Genomic DNA, 14,007 nt, shown 5'->3' with positions numbered 1-14,007 from the left:
ATAGACGATGGCACAAGTACAATTTTCAGTTTATCGTTATAATCCAGATGTTGACAACGCTCCTCGTATGCAAGAATACACCTTGCAAACAGAGGAAGGTCACGACATGATGGTGTTAGATGCACTTATTCTTTTAAAAGAACAAGATCCTACACTATCTTTTCGTCGTTCATGCCGTGAAGGTGTGTGTGGATCTGATGGTGTTAACATGAATGGTAAAAATGGTTTAGCATGTATTACTCCTTTATCTACGCTACAAAAAAATGGCAAAGGTAAAATTGTAGTACGTCCATTACCAGGCTTACCTGTGGTTCGTGACCTTGTTATTGACATGAGTCAGTTCTACACTCAGTACGAAAAAGTTAAACCTTATTTAATTAATGATCAGCCTGCAGCAGGCGAGCGTCTTCAATCTATTGAAGAACGTGATAAATTAGATGGGCTATATGAGTGTATTTTGTGTGCATGTTGTTCGACATCGTGTCCTTCGTTCTGGTGGAATCCAGACAAGTTCATTGGTCCAGCAGGCCTTCTTCACGCTTACCGTTTCTTAGCTGATAGCCGAGATACAGCAACTGAAGAACGTTTAGCGGATTTAGACGATGCGTTCAGTGTGTTCCGTTGCCACAGTATCATGAACTGTGTTAGCGTTTGTCCTAAGGGTCTTAACCCGACTAAAGCAATTGGGCAAATCAAATCTATGTTATTAAACCGAGCGGTTTGATTACTTAGTAAACGTAAGATGGCTAATACAGATTATTAGCCATCTTGTTATGATAACTATTAATTTCTGCGCTAAAGAAAAGGGCTTATAAATGCACGAAGGTGTGATGAAGGCATGGCTAGAATCTTCACATTTAAACGGCGGCAACGTTGCTTATGTAGAAGAGCTTTATGAAGCGTATTTAGACGATGCGACTTCTGTGCCAGATGAATGGCGAGAAGTGTTCGAACAATTACCTAAAGTTGATGGTGTGGATGTTGAAGTAAAACATTCAGAAGTTCGAACGCAGTTTGCACAGCTTGCAAAAAACAAGCATAGAGAAGTAGTGGTAGCAGAGGGTAGTGGCGGTGACCTTAAACAGGTTAAAGTTCTACAACTTATTAATGCTTTCCGTTTTCGTGGACACCAAAATGCAAACCTAGATCCATTAGGTATTTGGCAACGAGAGCGTGTACGAGATTTAGAGCTAGAGTACCACGACTTATCTTCAAGTGATTTTGACCGCGAGTTTAACGTAGGATCGTTTGCCGTAGGCCGCGATACTATGCCTTTAGGTGAACTATACCAAGCACTAAAAACTACATATTGTGGTTCAATTGGCGCTGAGTATATGCACATCACATCAACAGAGGAAAAGCGTTGGTTACAACAGCGTTTAGAATCTGTCCAGTCTAGGCCAAAATTCGAAAAAGACGAAAAGCTGCGTATCCTAAAAGGATTAACTGCTGCTGACGGACTTGAAAAATATTTAGGGGCTAAGTTCCCAGGTGCTAAGCGTTTCTCACTTGAAGGTGGCGATGCGTTAGTTCCAATGTTAAAAGAGCTTATTCACCGCGCTGGTGAAAGCGGCCAACAAGAAGCTGTTATTGGTATGGCTCACCGTGGTCGTTTAAATGTTCTTGTAAATGTACTTGGTAAAAATCCATCAGAGTTATTTGATGAGTTTGCTGGTAAACATAAAGAAACATTAAGTTCTGGCGATGTTAAATACCACATGGGTTATTCATCTGACTTTGCTACTAAAGGTGGCAATGTTCATATGGCGCTTGCGTTTAACCCGTCTCATCTTGAAATTGTAAACCCAGTTGTTATGGGCTCAGTACGTGCTCGTCTTGACCGCTTAGGTGACAGTTCTGGTATTAAAGCTTTACCAATTACAATTCATGGTGATTCTGCGGTTACAGGCCAAGGTGTTGTACAAGAAACGTTTAACTTATCACAAACTAACGCGTTTAGTTGTGGTGGTAGTATTCGTATTGTTGTAAATAACCAAGTTGGTTTTACTACATCTAAACAAGACGATGTACGCTCTACAGATTACTGTACTGACATTGCTAAAATGGTTCAGTCACCTATCTTCCATGTTAACTCTGATGACCCTGAAGCAGTTGCATTTGTTACTCAAATTGCACTTGATTTCAGAAACCAGTTTAAACGTGACGTAGTAATCGATTTAGTTTGTTACCGTCGCCATGGTCACAATGAAGCTGATGAGCCGAATGCAACTCAGCCTGTTATGTACCAAAAAATTAAAAAGCACCCAGTTCCACGTTTAATATACGCAGACCAACTTATAGCTGAAGGCTCTTTTTCTGAACAAGAAATAAAAGCACTTGCTGATGAGTACCGTAATGCATTAGACGAAGGCAACTGTGTTGTTTCAGAAATACAACCAGAGACATCGCATTCTTCAGATTGGGCAAAGTATGTTGGCCATGAATGGGATGTTGATTACGATGCCAGCGTACCTGTTGAAGAGCTCAAAGCACTCGGTGAGAAAATCGCTTCTTACCCAGAGCAATATAAAGCACAGTCACGCGTTAAAAAGATTTACGATGATCGTAAATTAATGGCTTCTGGTGAGAAACCTCTAGATTGGGGTATGGCAGAAACACTTGCTTATGCAACAATTGCAACTGAAGGCACTGACATTCGTTTAACTGGTCAGGATTCAGGGCGTGGAACATTCTTCCATCGTCATGCTGTTGTTCACAGTCAATCAGACGGCGCTACTTATACACCTCTACAGCACTTAAGCGAAGATCAAGGTACTTTTGAGGTATTTGACTCTGTTTTATCTGAAGAAGCTGTTGTTGCTTTTGAATACGGTTATGCAACTGCAGAGCCTACTTCATTAGTGCTTTGGGAAGCACAGTTTGGTGATTTCGCCAACGGTGCCCAAGTTGTATTTGACCAATTCTTAAGTTCTGGTGAGCAAAAATGGGGCCGTTTATGTGGTCTTACAATTTTGTTACCACATGGCTATGAAGGACAAGGTCCAGAGCATAGTTCAGCTCGCTTAGAGCGTTTCCTACAACTATGTGCTGATCACAACATGCAAGTATGTGTTCCATCTACTCCTGCACAAGTTTACGCTATGCTTCGTCGTCAATCAGTTCGACCACTACGTCGTCCGTTGATTGTTATGACGCCTAAGTCGTTGCTTCGTCATCCTCTTGCAACTTCATCGCTTGAAGAGCTATCGCATGGTGTTTTCCATAATATGATCGACGAAGTTGATGATATTAACCCTGAGAAAGTTGAACGCGTTGTATTTTGTAGTGGTAAAGTTTATTACGAACTATTACAAGAACGTCGTAAGCTAGAGCAAGATAATATTGCTATTGTTCGTGTTGAGCAGTTATATCCGTTCCCACATGACGAAATGCAAACAATTATGGAGCGTTACCAACACGTAACTGATTTTGTATGGTGTCAAGAAGAGCCACAAAACCAAGGTGCATGGTACTGTTCACAACATCACTTTATTGATGCAATCCCACAAGGTGCTAAATTAAAATATGCAGGACGTAAAGCGTCTGCATCACCAGCGTGTGGTTACATGTCAGTACATACTAAAGAACAACAAGCGCTCGTTGCCGACGCGCTTACTATAGAAAATAAAGGATAAGCAATGAGCACAGAAATTAAAGTTCCTGTTCTTCCTGAGTCGGTTGCAGATGCTACCGTTGCTACATGGCATGTAAGTGTTGGCGACAAAGTAACTCGCGATCAAAACTTAGTAGACATTGAAACAGATAAAGTGGTTTTAGAAGTTGTTGCACAGCATGACGGTGTAATTACAGAAATATCACAAGAAGAAGGTGCAACCGTACTTGGCGATCAAGTTATGGGTTTACTTGGTGATGCTGATGCAGCGCCAGCAAGTGAAGGTTCATCTAAAGAAGAATCAGCACCAGCTAAATCAGAAGACGCGCCTGCGGCGCAATCAGCACCAGCATCAGAAGGTAAAGAAGTGGACATTAAAGTACCTGTACTTCCAGAATCAGTTGCAGACGCAACAATTGCTACATGGCATGTACAACCAGGTGACGCAGTAACACGCGACCAAAACTTGGTAGATATTGAAACAGATAAAGTTGTTCTTGAAGTAGTCGCTCAAGAAGATGGCATCATGGGTGATATCATTCACAACGAAGGCGATACTGTACTAGGCGAGCAAGTAATTGGTTCGGTTAAAGCAGGCGGTGCACCAGCGGCTCCAGCTGCAAAAGCAGACGAAACGCCAGCAGCAGATTCTAGCGAAAGTTCAGATGTGTTAACACCATCAGTTCGTCGTTTAATTGCTGAGAAAGGCTTAGACGCTTCTAAAATTAACGGCACGGGTAAAAATGGCCGCGTAACTAAAGAAGACGTTGATACGTTCTTAAAAGCACCAGCGCCAGCGGCTAAAAAAGCAGAAGCTTCTGCTCCTGCAGCACCGATGGGCGATCGTACTCAAAAACGTGTTCCTATGACTCGTTTACGTAAAACGATTGCTACACGTCTTCTTGAAGCTAAAAATTCAACTGCAATGTTAACAACATTCAACGAAGTGAACATGGAACCAATCATGAGCCTTCGTAAGCAGTACCAAGAAGTATTTGAAAAGCGTCATGGTATTCGTTTAGGCTTCATGTCTTTCTACGTGAAAGCGGTAACTGAAGCACTTAAACGCTTCCCAGATGTTAATGCATCAATTGATGGTGACGATATTGTTTACCATAACTATTTTGATATCAGCATTGCAGTATCTACTCCACGTGGTTTAGTTACTCCAGTACTTAAAGATTGTGACAAACTATCTGTTGCTGAAATCGAAAAGGGTATTCGTGAATTAGCACTTAAAGGTCGTGATGGTAAGCTAACGCTTGCAGATATGACCGGTGGTAATTTCACCATCACTAATGGCGGCGTATTTGGTTCATTACTATCTACACCTATCATTAACTTGCCACAGTCTTCAATTTTGGGTATGCATAAAATCCAAGACCGTCCGATGGCCGTAAATGGTAAAGTAGAAATACTTCCTATGATGTATTTAGCACTTTCTTATGACCACCGTATCATTGATGGTAAAGAATCTGTTGGTTTCTTAGTGACTATTAAAGAGTTACTTGAAGATCCAACTCGCTTATTGCTAGATGTTTAATCTAGTTGTATGAAATGTAAGCTGTGAATGAACATTCACAGCTTTTTTTTTGCGCCTTTGGTCTTACTGGGGTTTTCATGTTAAGCCTTGGGATCTATACTAGGTGCGCAATTTGGGATAGTTGTTTATTTGAAAAAATATTCAGCTCTTTTAGTATAAAAAATTGGATAAAGCATCATGAATTTGCATGAGTATCAGGCAAAACAACTTTTTGCCGAATATGGTTTACCAGTTTCTCAGGGTTTCGCTTGCGATACACCTGAAGAAGCTGCAGCAGCTGCTGAAAAAATCGGCGGTGATATGTGGGTTGTTAAAACTCAGGTTCACGCAGGTGGACGTGGTAAAGCTGGCGGTGTAAAGCTAGTAAAAACTATCGACGAAGTAAAAGCGTTTGCAGCTAACTGGTTGGGTAAAAACCTAGTTACTTACCAAACAGACGAGAAAGGCCAGCCAGTAGCTAAAATTTTAGTTGAAAGCTGTACTGACATTGCTAACGAATTGTACCTAGGTGCAGTAGTTGACCGTGCATCTCGCAAAGTAGTTTTCATGGCGTCTACTGAAGGCGGCGTTGAAATTGAAACTGTTGCAGAAGAAACACCAGAGCTTATCCACAAAGCTGAAATTGATCCATTAGTGGGTCCTCAAGCTTACCAAGCACGTGAACTAGGCTTCAAATTGGGTCTTAACCCAGTACAAATGAAGCAGTTTGTTAAGATCTTTATGGGTCTTGGTAACATGTTTACTGATTTTGATTTCGCACTACTTGAAATCAACCCGTTAGTAATTACAGACGAAGGTAACCTTCACTGTCTTGACGGAAAAATTGGTATTGATGGTAATGCACTTTACCGTCAGCCTAAAATTCGTGAGTTCCACGATCCATCTCAAGAAGATGCACGTGAAGCACACGCAGCAAGCTTCGAGCTTAACTACGTTGCTCTAGATGGCAATGTTGGTTGTATGGTTAACGGTGCAGGCCTAGCAATGGGTACTATGGACATCGTAAACCTACACGGCGGCAAACCGGCTAACTTCCTAGATGTTGGCGGCGGCGCGACTAAAGAACGTGTTTCTGAAGCATTCAAAATCATCCTTTCTGACGATAATGTTAAAGCTGTTTTAGTAAACATCTTTGGCGGTATTGTACGTTGTGACATGATTGCTGAAGGTATCATTGGCGCAGTTAAAGAAGTTGGCGTAAATGTACCTGTAGTTGTACGTTTAGAAGGTACTAATGCTGAATTAGGTCGTGAAGTTCTTAAGAACTCAGGTCTAGATATCATTGCTGCTGAATCACTAACAGACGCTGCTGAGAAAGTTGTTGCTGCTGCGGAGGGCAAATAATGTCTGTATTAATCAATAAAGATACAAAAGTTATCTGTCAAGGTTTCACTGGAGGCCAAGGTACTTTCCACTCAGAGCAAGCGCTTGAGTACGGTACACAAATGGTTGGTGGTGTAAGCCCAGGTAAAGGCGGTCAAACGCACCTTGGTCTTCCTGTATTCAACACAGTTCGTGATGCTGTTCAAGAAACTGGCGCAACTGCTTCAGTTATCTACGTACCAGCTCCTTTCTGTAAAGATGCAATCTTAGAAGCTATCGATGCTGGCATCGAGCTGATTGTTTGTATCACTGAAGGTATCCCTACGCTTGATATGGTTGACGTTAAAGTTAAACTAGATCAAACAGGTACTCGTATGATTGGTCCTAACTGTCCAGGTGTTATTACTCCTGGTGAGACTAAGATTGGTATCATGCCTGGTCACATCCACAAACCTGGTAAAGTAGGTATTGTTTCTCGCTCTGGTACTTTAACGTACGAAGCGGTTAAGCAAACTACTGATGCTGGTTTTGGTCAGTCTACGTGTGTTGGTATTGGTGGTGATCCAATCCCAGGTACTAACTTTATCGACGTTCTAGAAATGTTTGAAAAAGATCCACAAACTGAAGCAATCGTAATGATTGGTGAAATTGGTGGTACTGCAGAAGAAGAAGCTGCAGAGTACATCAAAGCTAACGTAACTAAACCTGTAGTATCTTACATTGCTGGTGTTACTGCACCAGAAGGTAAGCGTATGGGTCACGCTGGCGCAATCATCGCAGGCGGTAAAGGTACTGCTGATGAGAAATTTGCTGCATTAGAAGCTGCGGGCGTAAAAACTGTACGTTCACTTGCTGAAATCGGTAAAGCACTTAAAGAGAAAACAGGCTGGTAATTGCTTGCTTCCTCTGAAAAGGCCCGCTTATGCGGGCCTTTTTGTTATTGAGGTAAATTTAGAACGGATAACTAATATGCTGAAAAAAGCGTACAGTCAAATCTTGTCGTTGTTTATTAATAGCCAGCTCGTTACATAATGCATGAATTGTTTTCTCTACTTGGTTCATAAAGCGGCCATAACCAATTTCATGTTTATCCTGCTGCGTTGCGACAATAACAAAATGTATTGTTTCTACTAATTTTGTTGCTTCATAAAAATACTTAATTTGATTTTCATTTGATTCAACATCAAAACTCAACTTTTGTAACTCTGCATTACCTTCATTTTTATCTATTTTACTGTTTCGGACAATGGGTATTGCGCCATTAGCTACCATTGCACCGTGTGTTAGTTTGTTTTGTTCACATGCGCGTTTAAAACTATCTGCAAAGTAATCATAAAACTTTTCCACATCGTTATTGTTCACCATTGTTTGAAACTGTGTTTTGATGGCCCGAGAAACCGCAATGGTAAATGTTGCGTAAGTCATTTCAGCATAGTCACTAGGAATATTACATTGCCTTGATTGATAACGAGGGTAGAGGCTTCTGAGTTTATATCCATAACTCTCTTTATTTCCCTTATCTTTAGCAAATAAATCGTAAGTTAGATGTTGGTGATCGCGAAGTTTAAATTGGGGCTGATTTATAAATAACTGTTCTTGGAGTAAGTTTAATACTTTTTGCACTCTATTGTGAAACAAAGCTGAGTTTGCACGTAAGTCTTCACCCGTGGCTAAAAACAAGAAACGTATTTTCTTACTTTTTATATCTGGTGAGTAATAAATTTTATGTGCTTCGTGATAACGAGGATTATAAAAAAACAATATCTGCTTGTCGGTTTCTAGTTGATATGACTCATCATGAAAGCGTACAACCGGTAGTTTATCGTTTGCTAATAAATGTACATTATGTAGTTCATACTCATCACAACATGCAAATAATTGACGCGCAATACGCTCATAGCAACAGTTTATAGTGCTAAAGCTATTATAAAATGCTTCATTAGGTATTATTTCAGCCAATAAATAGTGGTTAGCGCGTGCATTAGTTGGAATATATACACGGTGTTGATTAAGTGGCGCCATCTTAGAATCCTTATAAAGTAGGTTATTTAGCTACTATAATTGGCTTTGATGACCTAAATGTTGCGTTAAAACAAATTTTATTCATAAACAATTGAACAAGTGGATTAAAGTTAATCAATATCTAAAATAAACCTTAATCTATTGCTGTATGTTAGTGTATGTTTTTGTAATAATGCATTAGTTTTGTTATTACGTAATATTTAGAGGATCACACTCCTATGGCGGAAATTGAGAATCGCCCAAGTAACTTTATTAGAACCCGAATTGATGAAGACTTAGCAAGTGGCAAACATGCGACAACGCATACACGTTTTCCACCTGAACCAAATGGTTTTTTACATATTGGCCATGCCAAATCAATTTGTTTGAATTTTGGTATCGCAAAAGACTACAACGGTTTATGTAACCTACGTTTTGACGATACAAACCCTGAAAAGGAAGACATTAACTACGTCAACTCTATTAAAGAGGATGTACAGTGGTTAGGCTTTAATTGGGATGGCGACATAAAGTATTCTTCTAACTATTTTGATACTTTATATGGTTACGCAGTAGAGCTTATTGAAAAAGGCTTAGCGTACGTTTGTTTTTTAACTGCAGACGAAGCAAGACAGTACCGCGGTACATTAAAAGAGCCAGGTAAAAACAGTCCTTATAGAGATACTTCAGTTGAAGAAAATCTAGCGTTATTTGAAAAAATGCGCGCTGGCGAATTCAAAGAAGGTGAATGTGTACTGCGTGCTAAAATTGATATGGCAAGTTCATTTATGGTGCTTCGCGATCCAATTATTTACCGTGTACGTTTTGCTCATCATCATCAAACAGCTGACAAGTGGTGCATTTACCCAATGTATGACTTCACTCACTGTATTTCTGATGCGCTTGAAGGTATTACACATTCATTATGTACATTAGAGTTTCAAGATAACCGTCGTTTATACGACTGGGTACTTGATAACATTAGTTTAGAATGTCACCCACAGCAAATTGAGTTTTCGCGCTTAAATCTTGAATACACTATTATGTCAAAGCGTAAGCTAAATGATCTAGTAGTAAATAACTATGTAGAAGGGTGGGATGACCCTCGTATGCCTACTATTGCAGGTTTACGTCGTCGTGGTTATACACCAGGTTCAATCCGTGAATTTTGTTTGCGTATTGGTGTAACAAAACAAGAGAATATGGTTGAAATGGGCATGCTTGAAGCCTGTATCCGTGAAGACTTAAACGAAAATGCACCACGTGCAATGGCTGTACTCGATCCTGTTAAAATCGTTATTGAAAACTACGATGCAGATAAAGTTGAAACTTTATCAGTGGCTAATCACCCAAATAAAGAAGAAATGGGGCGTCGTGATGTTCCATTTACTCGTGAAATCTATATTGAACGAGAAGACTTTAAAGAAGAAGCGAATAACAAATTCAAACGTTTAGTACTTGATAAAGAAGTACGCTTACGTGGTGCTTATGTTATTAAAGCGCAGCGTGTTGAAAAAGACGAAAATGGCGAAATCACAACTATCTTCTGTACTTACGACAGCGAAACACTTGGTAAAAACCCAAGTGATGGTCGTAAAGTAAAAGGTGTTATTCATTGGGTTTCAGCACCAGAGTCTATTAGTGCAGAAGTTCGTTTATACGACCGCTTGTTTAGCGTACCAAATCCAGCAGCTGCAGAGGAATTTGAAACTACGCTAAACCCAGAGTCACTGGTTGTTTTACCTAATGCTAAATTAGAACCATCGCTTGCTAATTCACAAGCAGAGCAGGGCTTTCAGTTTGAGCGTACAGGTTATTTCTCTCGTGATTCTAAATCAGAGAACGTTGTATTTAATCAAACCGTGGGTCTTCGCGATTCATGGTCTAAAACTCAATAAGTAATACCAATTCGCTTAATTAAGTGATCTATTTTGAGGCTGGAAAAACGTGTTGATAGCTAGGCAAAAAATTCGCTATTTAGTTGTTCTAAATGAGCATTTTTTAACGCAGGTACCGACACGTTTAGCCCCGCAAAATGATTAAGTATTATTGCGGATTGGTATAATACTTAAAATATACCCAGGATTTACTGGGTATATTCAATATTATCGTCTTTTAGGCATAAAAAAACCTGCTGTTAGCAGGTTTTTTTATTGCTTATAAAAGCGGTATTAGCTGTTAGCGTCGCTAAATTCTTTACACGCTGCTTTATCATTACACTCACCGTATAAATACAAAGAATGGTTTGTAAGAGTAATACCATTTTCTTCAGCAATTTCTAGTTGACGACGCTCAATCATGTCATCTTCAAACTCTACTACTTTGCCACATTTCAAACATACTAAATGATCGTGGTGAGTGCTTCCTGAAAGTTCAAATACTGATTTTCCGCCTTCAAAGTGATGACGGCTTACAATACCCGCATCATCAAATTGGTTAAGTACGCGGTATACAGTTGCTAGACCAATTTCTTCACCTAGATCCAAAAGAATTTTGTAAACATCTTCAGCACTGATGTGTTGGTTATCTGGAGATTGTAAAATCTCTAATATTTTAATACGCGGTAAAGTTACTTTTAAACCGGCTTTTTTAAGTTCCAAGTTATGATCAGTCATTAAATCTGTCTCAATTTTATTTGGTTATACTAGACATCTTGCAAAGATGTACACGACACATTAGCAACAAACAGGATAACGTGCCTAAGCGTTAAGTGCAAAGAACAATTGATTTATATTGCCTCTAAAGCTTAAAACGCTAACTGTTTGATAATTATTTAAACAGCTAGCGATATATGCAGTAAATTAGTCAGCTAATTCACTTAAACACATTTCTTCATATACTTGAGCAGACCATGCTTTAACACGTTGTTCTGTAAGCTCTGGTTGACGGTCTTCGTCGATACCCAAACCTACAAAGTGCTTATCATCAGCCATTCCTTTAGATGCTTCAAAGTCATAGCTTTCACTTGGCCAATGGCCCACAACAATAGCGCCACGTTCAGTAACAATATCGTTGATCATGCCCATTGCATCTAAAAAGTACTCAGCGTAATCTTCTTGGTCACCACAACCAAAAATAGCAACAAGTTTACCTTCAAAGTCTACTTCCTCAAGTTCTGGGAAAAAGTCATCCCAGTCACATTGAGCTTCACCGTAGTACCAAGTAGGGATACCGAATAAGATTAAATCAAATTCAGCAATCTCTTCTTTAGAGCTTTTTGCAATATCATGAACAGCCACTAGCTTTTTACCCAATTCTTTTTGGATCATTTTTGCTACGTGTTCTGTGTTACCTGTGTCACTTCCGAAAAAAATGCCTACACTTGCCATGGATTTAAAACCTTTTATGTATCAATAGCCAATCTTTCTTGTAAAATCGTTTCAATCAGCGCACTGCGGCTAATATTTTGTGCATCTGCCATATCACTCAATGCTTGATATAACTGCGATGAAACTTTAAATTCAACACGCTTTAAACCACGTGCTTTATCTCTTTTTATTTGATTACGTTTATTTACCTTTAACTGCATATCCCGAGAAAGGGGATTGGTTTTAGGTCTGCCTGGGCGTTTTTCGTATTCAAATAAATCGAGTGTAGTTCTATCTGTTTCTGACTTCGCCATGCTTAACCTACACCTGCGCCTTGCCAAAATACTTGAATAAGCCCTTTAGCAATAAAGCCTGAACAACCTAAAAAGAGCACGCCCCAAACAATGTATTGTCCGAACTTTGGTACATTGCCACTTTTTAGTACGTCTTTAATTGCCATGCCGATGAATATGAAAATACCGGCTAAGCCAAAATACAACCCTAGGGTATCAAATTCGTTAATTAACTGACTGACCATCAACGTATAACCTTTAAATTAAACGGCGCGTACTATAGCATATAAATATTCATATATTTAGTGCGCTGAATCAAAAACACGCGATTAAAATTGCTTTAAACCGCAGTTAAAAAGTCATTTATCGCTTTATTAACAGCAAGAGGCTTTTGAGCATGAAGCCAATGACCTGCGCCATGAATAATTTTAGCCTTGGTGTTTTTAAAGCGTGCTGTAATTGCAGTACGATGCTCGGGCAATATATAGTCAGAATCATTACCTTTAATGAAAAGAGTATCGCATAAACAAGAATTGTTTTCATTAACATTGGATGTGATTGTCGAATATTTTTCATCAAGCACATTTAGGTTAAATCGCCATGCAAAATGACCTTCTTCATTTTTAGCGAGGCTTTTAAGTAAAAATTGTCGAACCCCCAGCTCTTCTATATAAGGCTGCATAATTGCATCAGCTTGCTTTCTATCATCTATTGATTGCGTTGAAACTGCTTTTAATGCTTGTAATATTTTTGTGTGGCGAGCAGGGTAACTAACAGGTGCGATATCAAGTACAACCAATTTATTTACCAGTTCAGAGTGTGTCAGTGCTAATTCCATTGCGACTTTCCCACCCATAGAATGCCCAACTAAATGAGCTTTATCTATGTTTAAATGTGCTAATAACTCAACAATATCTTGAGCCATTGCAGGGTAGTTCATTTCATCACTATGAGGAGAAAGCCCGTGGTTGCGTAAATCAACGTTAATAACATTAAAGTGTTCACTTAATGGTTTTGCGATTACATTTAGGTTTTCTAATGATCCAAAAAGTCCGTGGATCAAGATAACATTAGGGCCTTGCCCTTGTTGCTTGTAATTTAACTGCATACACGCCTCCTGAAAATTTCGCCATAGTTTGCCGAGCATTGCTCTAAAAAGCAAAAAATACAGCGACTATTTATTAAATTGGGCTTTTGTTTGTTAAATCAACAACAATCAAGTAAATATTAATATGTTTACGGGAGTGCTTGTTGTAACTCGCATTTCTGATTGGTTTGGGTATAATCACACGGGAGAAAAAATGTGACCCGTAATGACAGGAAGAACATGAAACAAATCGACATAGACGACGAGTTATATCAGTATATTGCAAGCAATACGCAAAGTATTGGTGAAAGTGCATCCACTATTTTACGTCGTTTATTAAATCTGAGCGGCGAAAAAATTCAAACCGCAAACGTAGAACTAACTCAAAATAATCAAACTGCGACTACGTCTACCGCCACATTAAAAAGCTCAGAGCTACCTGCTGCTGAGACTTCAAAAAAACAAACGCCTGTAGCTCACGCACCCGTGAAGCAAAAAAGCGATAATGTTTTTAATGTATTAAATAAAGAAGAGCTGGCAATGCAAAAGGGTGTTGTTGGGCGCTTTTTGTTTATTTTAAGTGCATTTTACCGCACACATAAAACTGATTTTTCGGCTGTGCTAGATATAAAAGGGCGTGACCGTGTTTACTTTGCTACTAGTAAAGAAGCCTTAGTAAATAGCGGTAGTAGTATGAACCCTAAAAACATAACTGATAGTGAATATTGGGTTATGACAAATTCTAATACAACGCGTAAAAAAATGATGCTTCATGAAGTTGCTCTTTGCCTTGGATATAGTGCAGAGCAAGCTGAAAAAATTCGCGATTACCTGTAAGG

The 14,007-nt window shown here is 39.3% G+C and carries 13 protein-coding genes; 7 read left to right on the top strand and 6 right to left on the bottom strand.

Features of this window, described 5'->3' with window-relative positions:
* Positions 1-7 precede the first annotated feature (7 nt).
* The 5 genes from AC5NT5_RS08785 (at position 8) to sucD (ending at position 7,372) form a co-directional block, all read left to right on the top strand.
* Positions 8-724, top strand: a complete 717-nt coding sequence (locus tag AC5NT5_RS08785) for a succinate dehydrogenase iron-sulfur subunit (protein ID WP_002961804.1) — start codon at positions 8-10, stop codon at positions 722-724.
* A gap of 91 nt (positions 725-815) precedes the next feature.
* A complete protein-coding gene (gene sucA, locus AC5NT5_RS08780) occupies positions 816-3,635 on the top strand; it encodes a 2-oxoglutarate dehydrogenase E1 component (RefSeq protein ID WP_033021680.1) in 2,820 nt (939 codons plus the stop codon).
* Positions 3,636-3,638: 3 nt separating this feature from the next.
* The gene (odhB, locus tag AC5NT5_RS08775) at positions 3,639-5,156 is read left to right on the top strand and encodes a 2-oxoglutarate dehydrogenase complex dihydrolipoyllysine-residue succinyltransferase (RefSeq protein WP_039487977.1); all 1,518 of its coding nucleotides are present in this window, start codon (positions 3,639-3,641) and stop codon (positions 5,154-5,156) included.
* Positions 5,157-5,333: 177 nt separating this feature from the next.
* A complete protein-coding gene (gene sucC / locus AC5NT5_RS08770; RefSeq protein WP_002961809.1) occupies positions 5,334-6,500 on the top strand; it encodes an ADP-forming succinate--CoA ligase subunit beta in 1,167 nt (388 codons plus the stop codon).
* Positions 6,500-7,372, top strand: a complete 873-nt coding sequence (sucD, locus tag AC5NT5_RS08765; RefSeq protein ID WP_002961811.1) for a succinate--CoA ligase subunit alpha — start codon at positions 6,500-6,502, stop codon at positions 7,370-7,372. The genes sucC and sucD overlap by 1 nt, the downstream gene beginning before the upstream one ends.
* Positions 7,373-7,430: 58 nt before the next feature.
* On the opposite strand, the gene AC5NT5_RS08760 is transcribed toward sucD, so the two are convergent.
* Positions 7,431-8,501 carry a DUF3083 family protein gene (locus tag AC5NT5_RS08760; RefSeq protein WP_188160740.1) on the bottom strand — a complete coding sequence of 357 codons (1,071 nt, stop codon included), beginning with the start codon at positions 8,499-8,501 and terminating at the stop codon, positions 7,431-7,433.
* 218 nt (positions 8,502-8,719) lie between these two features.
* Between AC5NT5_RS08760 and glnS the strand changes: the two genes are divergently transcribed.
* Positions 8,720-10,378 carry a glutamine--tRNA ligase gene (glnS, locus tag AC5NT5_RS08755; RefSeq protein WP_024596870.1) on the top strand — a complete coding sequence of 553 codons (1,659 nt, stop codon included), beginning with the start codon at positions 8,720-8,722 and terminating at the stop codon, positions 10,376-10,378.
* Between the two features lie 273 nt (positions 10,379-10,651).
* Here glnS and fur read toward each other — a convergent pair whose 3' ends face one another.
* The 5 genes from fur to AC5NT5_RS08730 form a co-directional block, all read right to left on the bottom strand.
* On the bottom strand, positions 10,652-11,095 hold the full coding sequence (gene fur, locus AC5NT5_RS08750) for a ferric iron uptake transcriptional regulator (RefSeq protein ID WP_002962922.1): 444 nt from the start codon (positions 11,093-11,095) through the stop codon (positions 10,652-10,654).
* A 186-nt stretch (positions 11,096-11,281) separates the two neighbouring features.
* Complete coding sequence (gene fldA, locus AC5NT5_RS08745; RefSeq protein WP_007586856.1) at positions 11,282-11,809, bottom strand: flavodoxin FldA; 528 nt, start codon at positions 11,807-11,809, stop codon at positions 11,282-11,284.
* A 14-nt stretch (positions 11,810-11,823) separates the two neighbouring features.
* Positions 11,824-12,102, bottom strand: a complete 279-nt coding sequence (gene ybfE, locus AC5NT5_RS08740) for a LexA regulated protein (protein WP_002962928.1) — start codon at positions 12,100-12,102, stop codon at positions 11,824-11,826.
* 2 nt (positions 12,103-12,104) lie between these two features.
* Positions 12,105-12,326 (bottom strand): DUF2788 domain-containing protein, encoded by a 222-nt coding sequence (locus AC5NT5_RS08735; protein ID WP_002962930.1) that lies wholly within the window; start codon positions 12,324-12,326, stop codon positions 12,105-12,107.
* A gap of 95 nt (positions 12,327-12,421) precedes the next feature.
* Entirely contained in the window at positions 12,422-13,189 is a 768-nt protein-coding gene (locus AC5NT5_RS08730) for an alpha/beta fold hydrolase (protein ID WP_494513016.1), read from the bottom strand.
* A 219-nt stretch (positions 13,190-13,408) separates the two neighbouring features.
* Here AC5NT5_RS08730 and seqA point away from each other — a divergent pair, with 219 nt between their 5' ends.
* Positions 13,409-14,005, top strand: a complete 597-nt coding sequence (gene seqA, locus AC5NT5_RS08725) for a replication initiation negative regulator SeqA (protein ID WP_002962932.1) — start codon at positions 13,409-13,411, stop codon at positions 14,003-14,005.
* Positions 14,006-14,007 lie beyond the last annotated feature (2 nt).

This window comes from Pseudoalteromonas sp. J2K-J599, assembly GCF_059295115.2.
This window is presented reverse-complemented; position numbering and strand designations above follow the sequence as displayed.

Bases quoted from the DNA above. Each gene is read 5' to 3' on its own strand.
- ybfE (WP_002962928.1), bottom strand. From the start codon at position 12,102: ATGGCGAAGTCAGAAACAGATAGAACTACACTCGATTTATTTGAATAC.
- AC5NT5_RS08735 (WP_002962930.1), bottom strand. From the start codon at position 12,326: ATGGTCAGTCAGTTAATTAACGAATTTGATACCCTAGGGTTGTATTTT.
- seqA (WP_002962932.1), top strand. From the start codon at position 13,409: ATGAAACAAATCGACATAGACGACGAGTTATATCAGTATATTGCAAGC.
- glnS (WP_024596870.1), top strand. From the start codon at position 8,720: ATGGCGGAAATTGAGAATCGCCCAAGTAACTTTATTAGAACCCGAATT.
- AC5NT5_RS08785 (WP_002961804.1), top strand. From the start codon at position 8: ATGGCACAAGTACAATTTTCAGTTTATCGTTATAATCCAGATGTTGAC.
- AC5NT5_RS08760 (WP_188160740.1), bottom strand. From the start codon at position 8,501: ATGGCGCCACTTAATCAACACCGTGTATATATTCCAACTAATGCACGC.
- sucC (WP_002961809.1), top strand. From the start codon at position 5,334: ATGAATTTGCATGAGTATCAGGCAAAACAACTTTTTGCCGAATATGGT.
- fldA (WP_007586856.1), bottom strand. From the start codon at position 11,809: ATGGCAAGTGTAGGCATTTTTTTCGGAAGTGACACAGGTAACACAGAA.
- sucA (WP_033021680.1), top strand. From the start codon at position 816: ATGCACGAAGGTGTGATGAAGGCATGGCTAGAATCTTCACATTTAAAC.
- odhB (WP_039487977.1), top strand. From the start codon at position 3,639: ATGAGCACAGAAATTAAAGTTCCTGTTCTTCCTGAGTCGGTTGCAGAT.
- AC5NT5_RS08730 (WP_494513016.1), bottom strand. From the start codon at position 13,189: ATGCAGTTAAATTACAAGCAACAAGGGCAAGGCCCTAATGTTATCTTG.
- sucD (WP_002961811.1), top strand. From the start codon at position 6,500: ATGTCTGTATTAATCAATAAAGATACAAAAGTTATCTGTCAAGGTTTC.
- fur (WP_002962922.1), bottom strand. From the start codon at position 11,095: ATGACTGATCATAACTTGGAACTTAAAAAAGCCGGTTTAAAAGTAACT.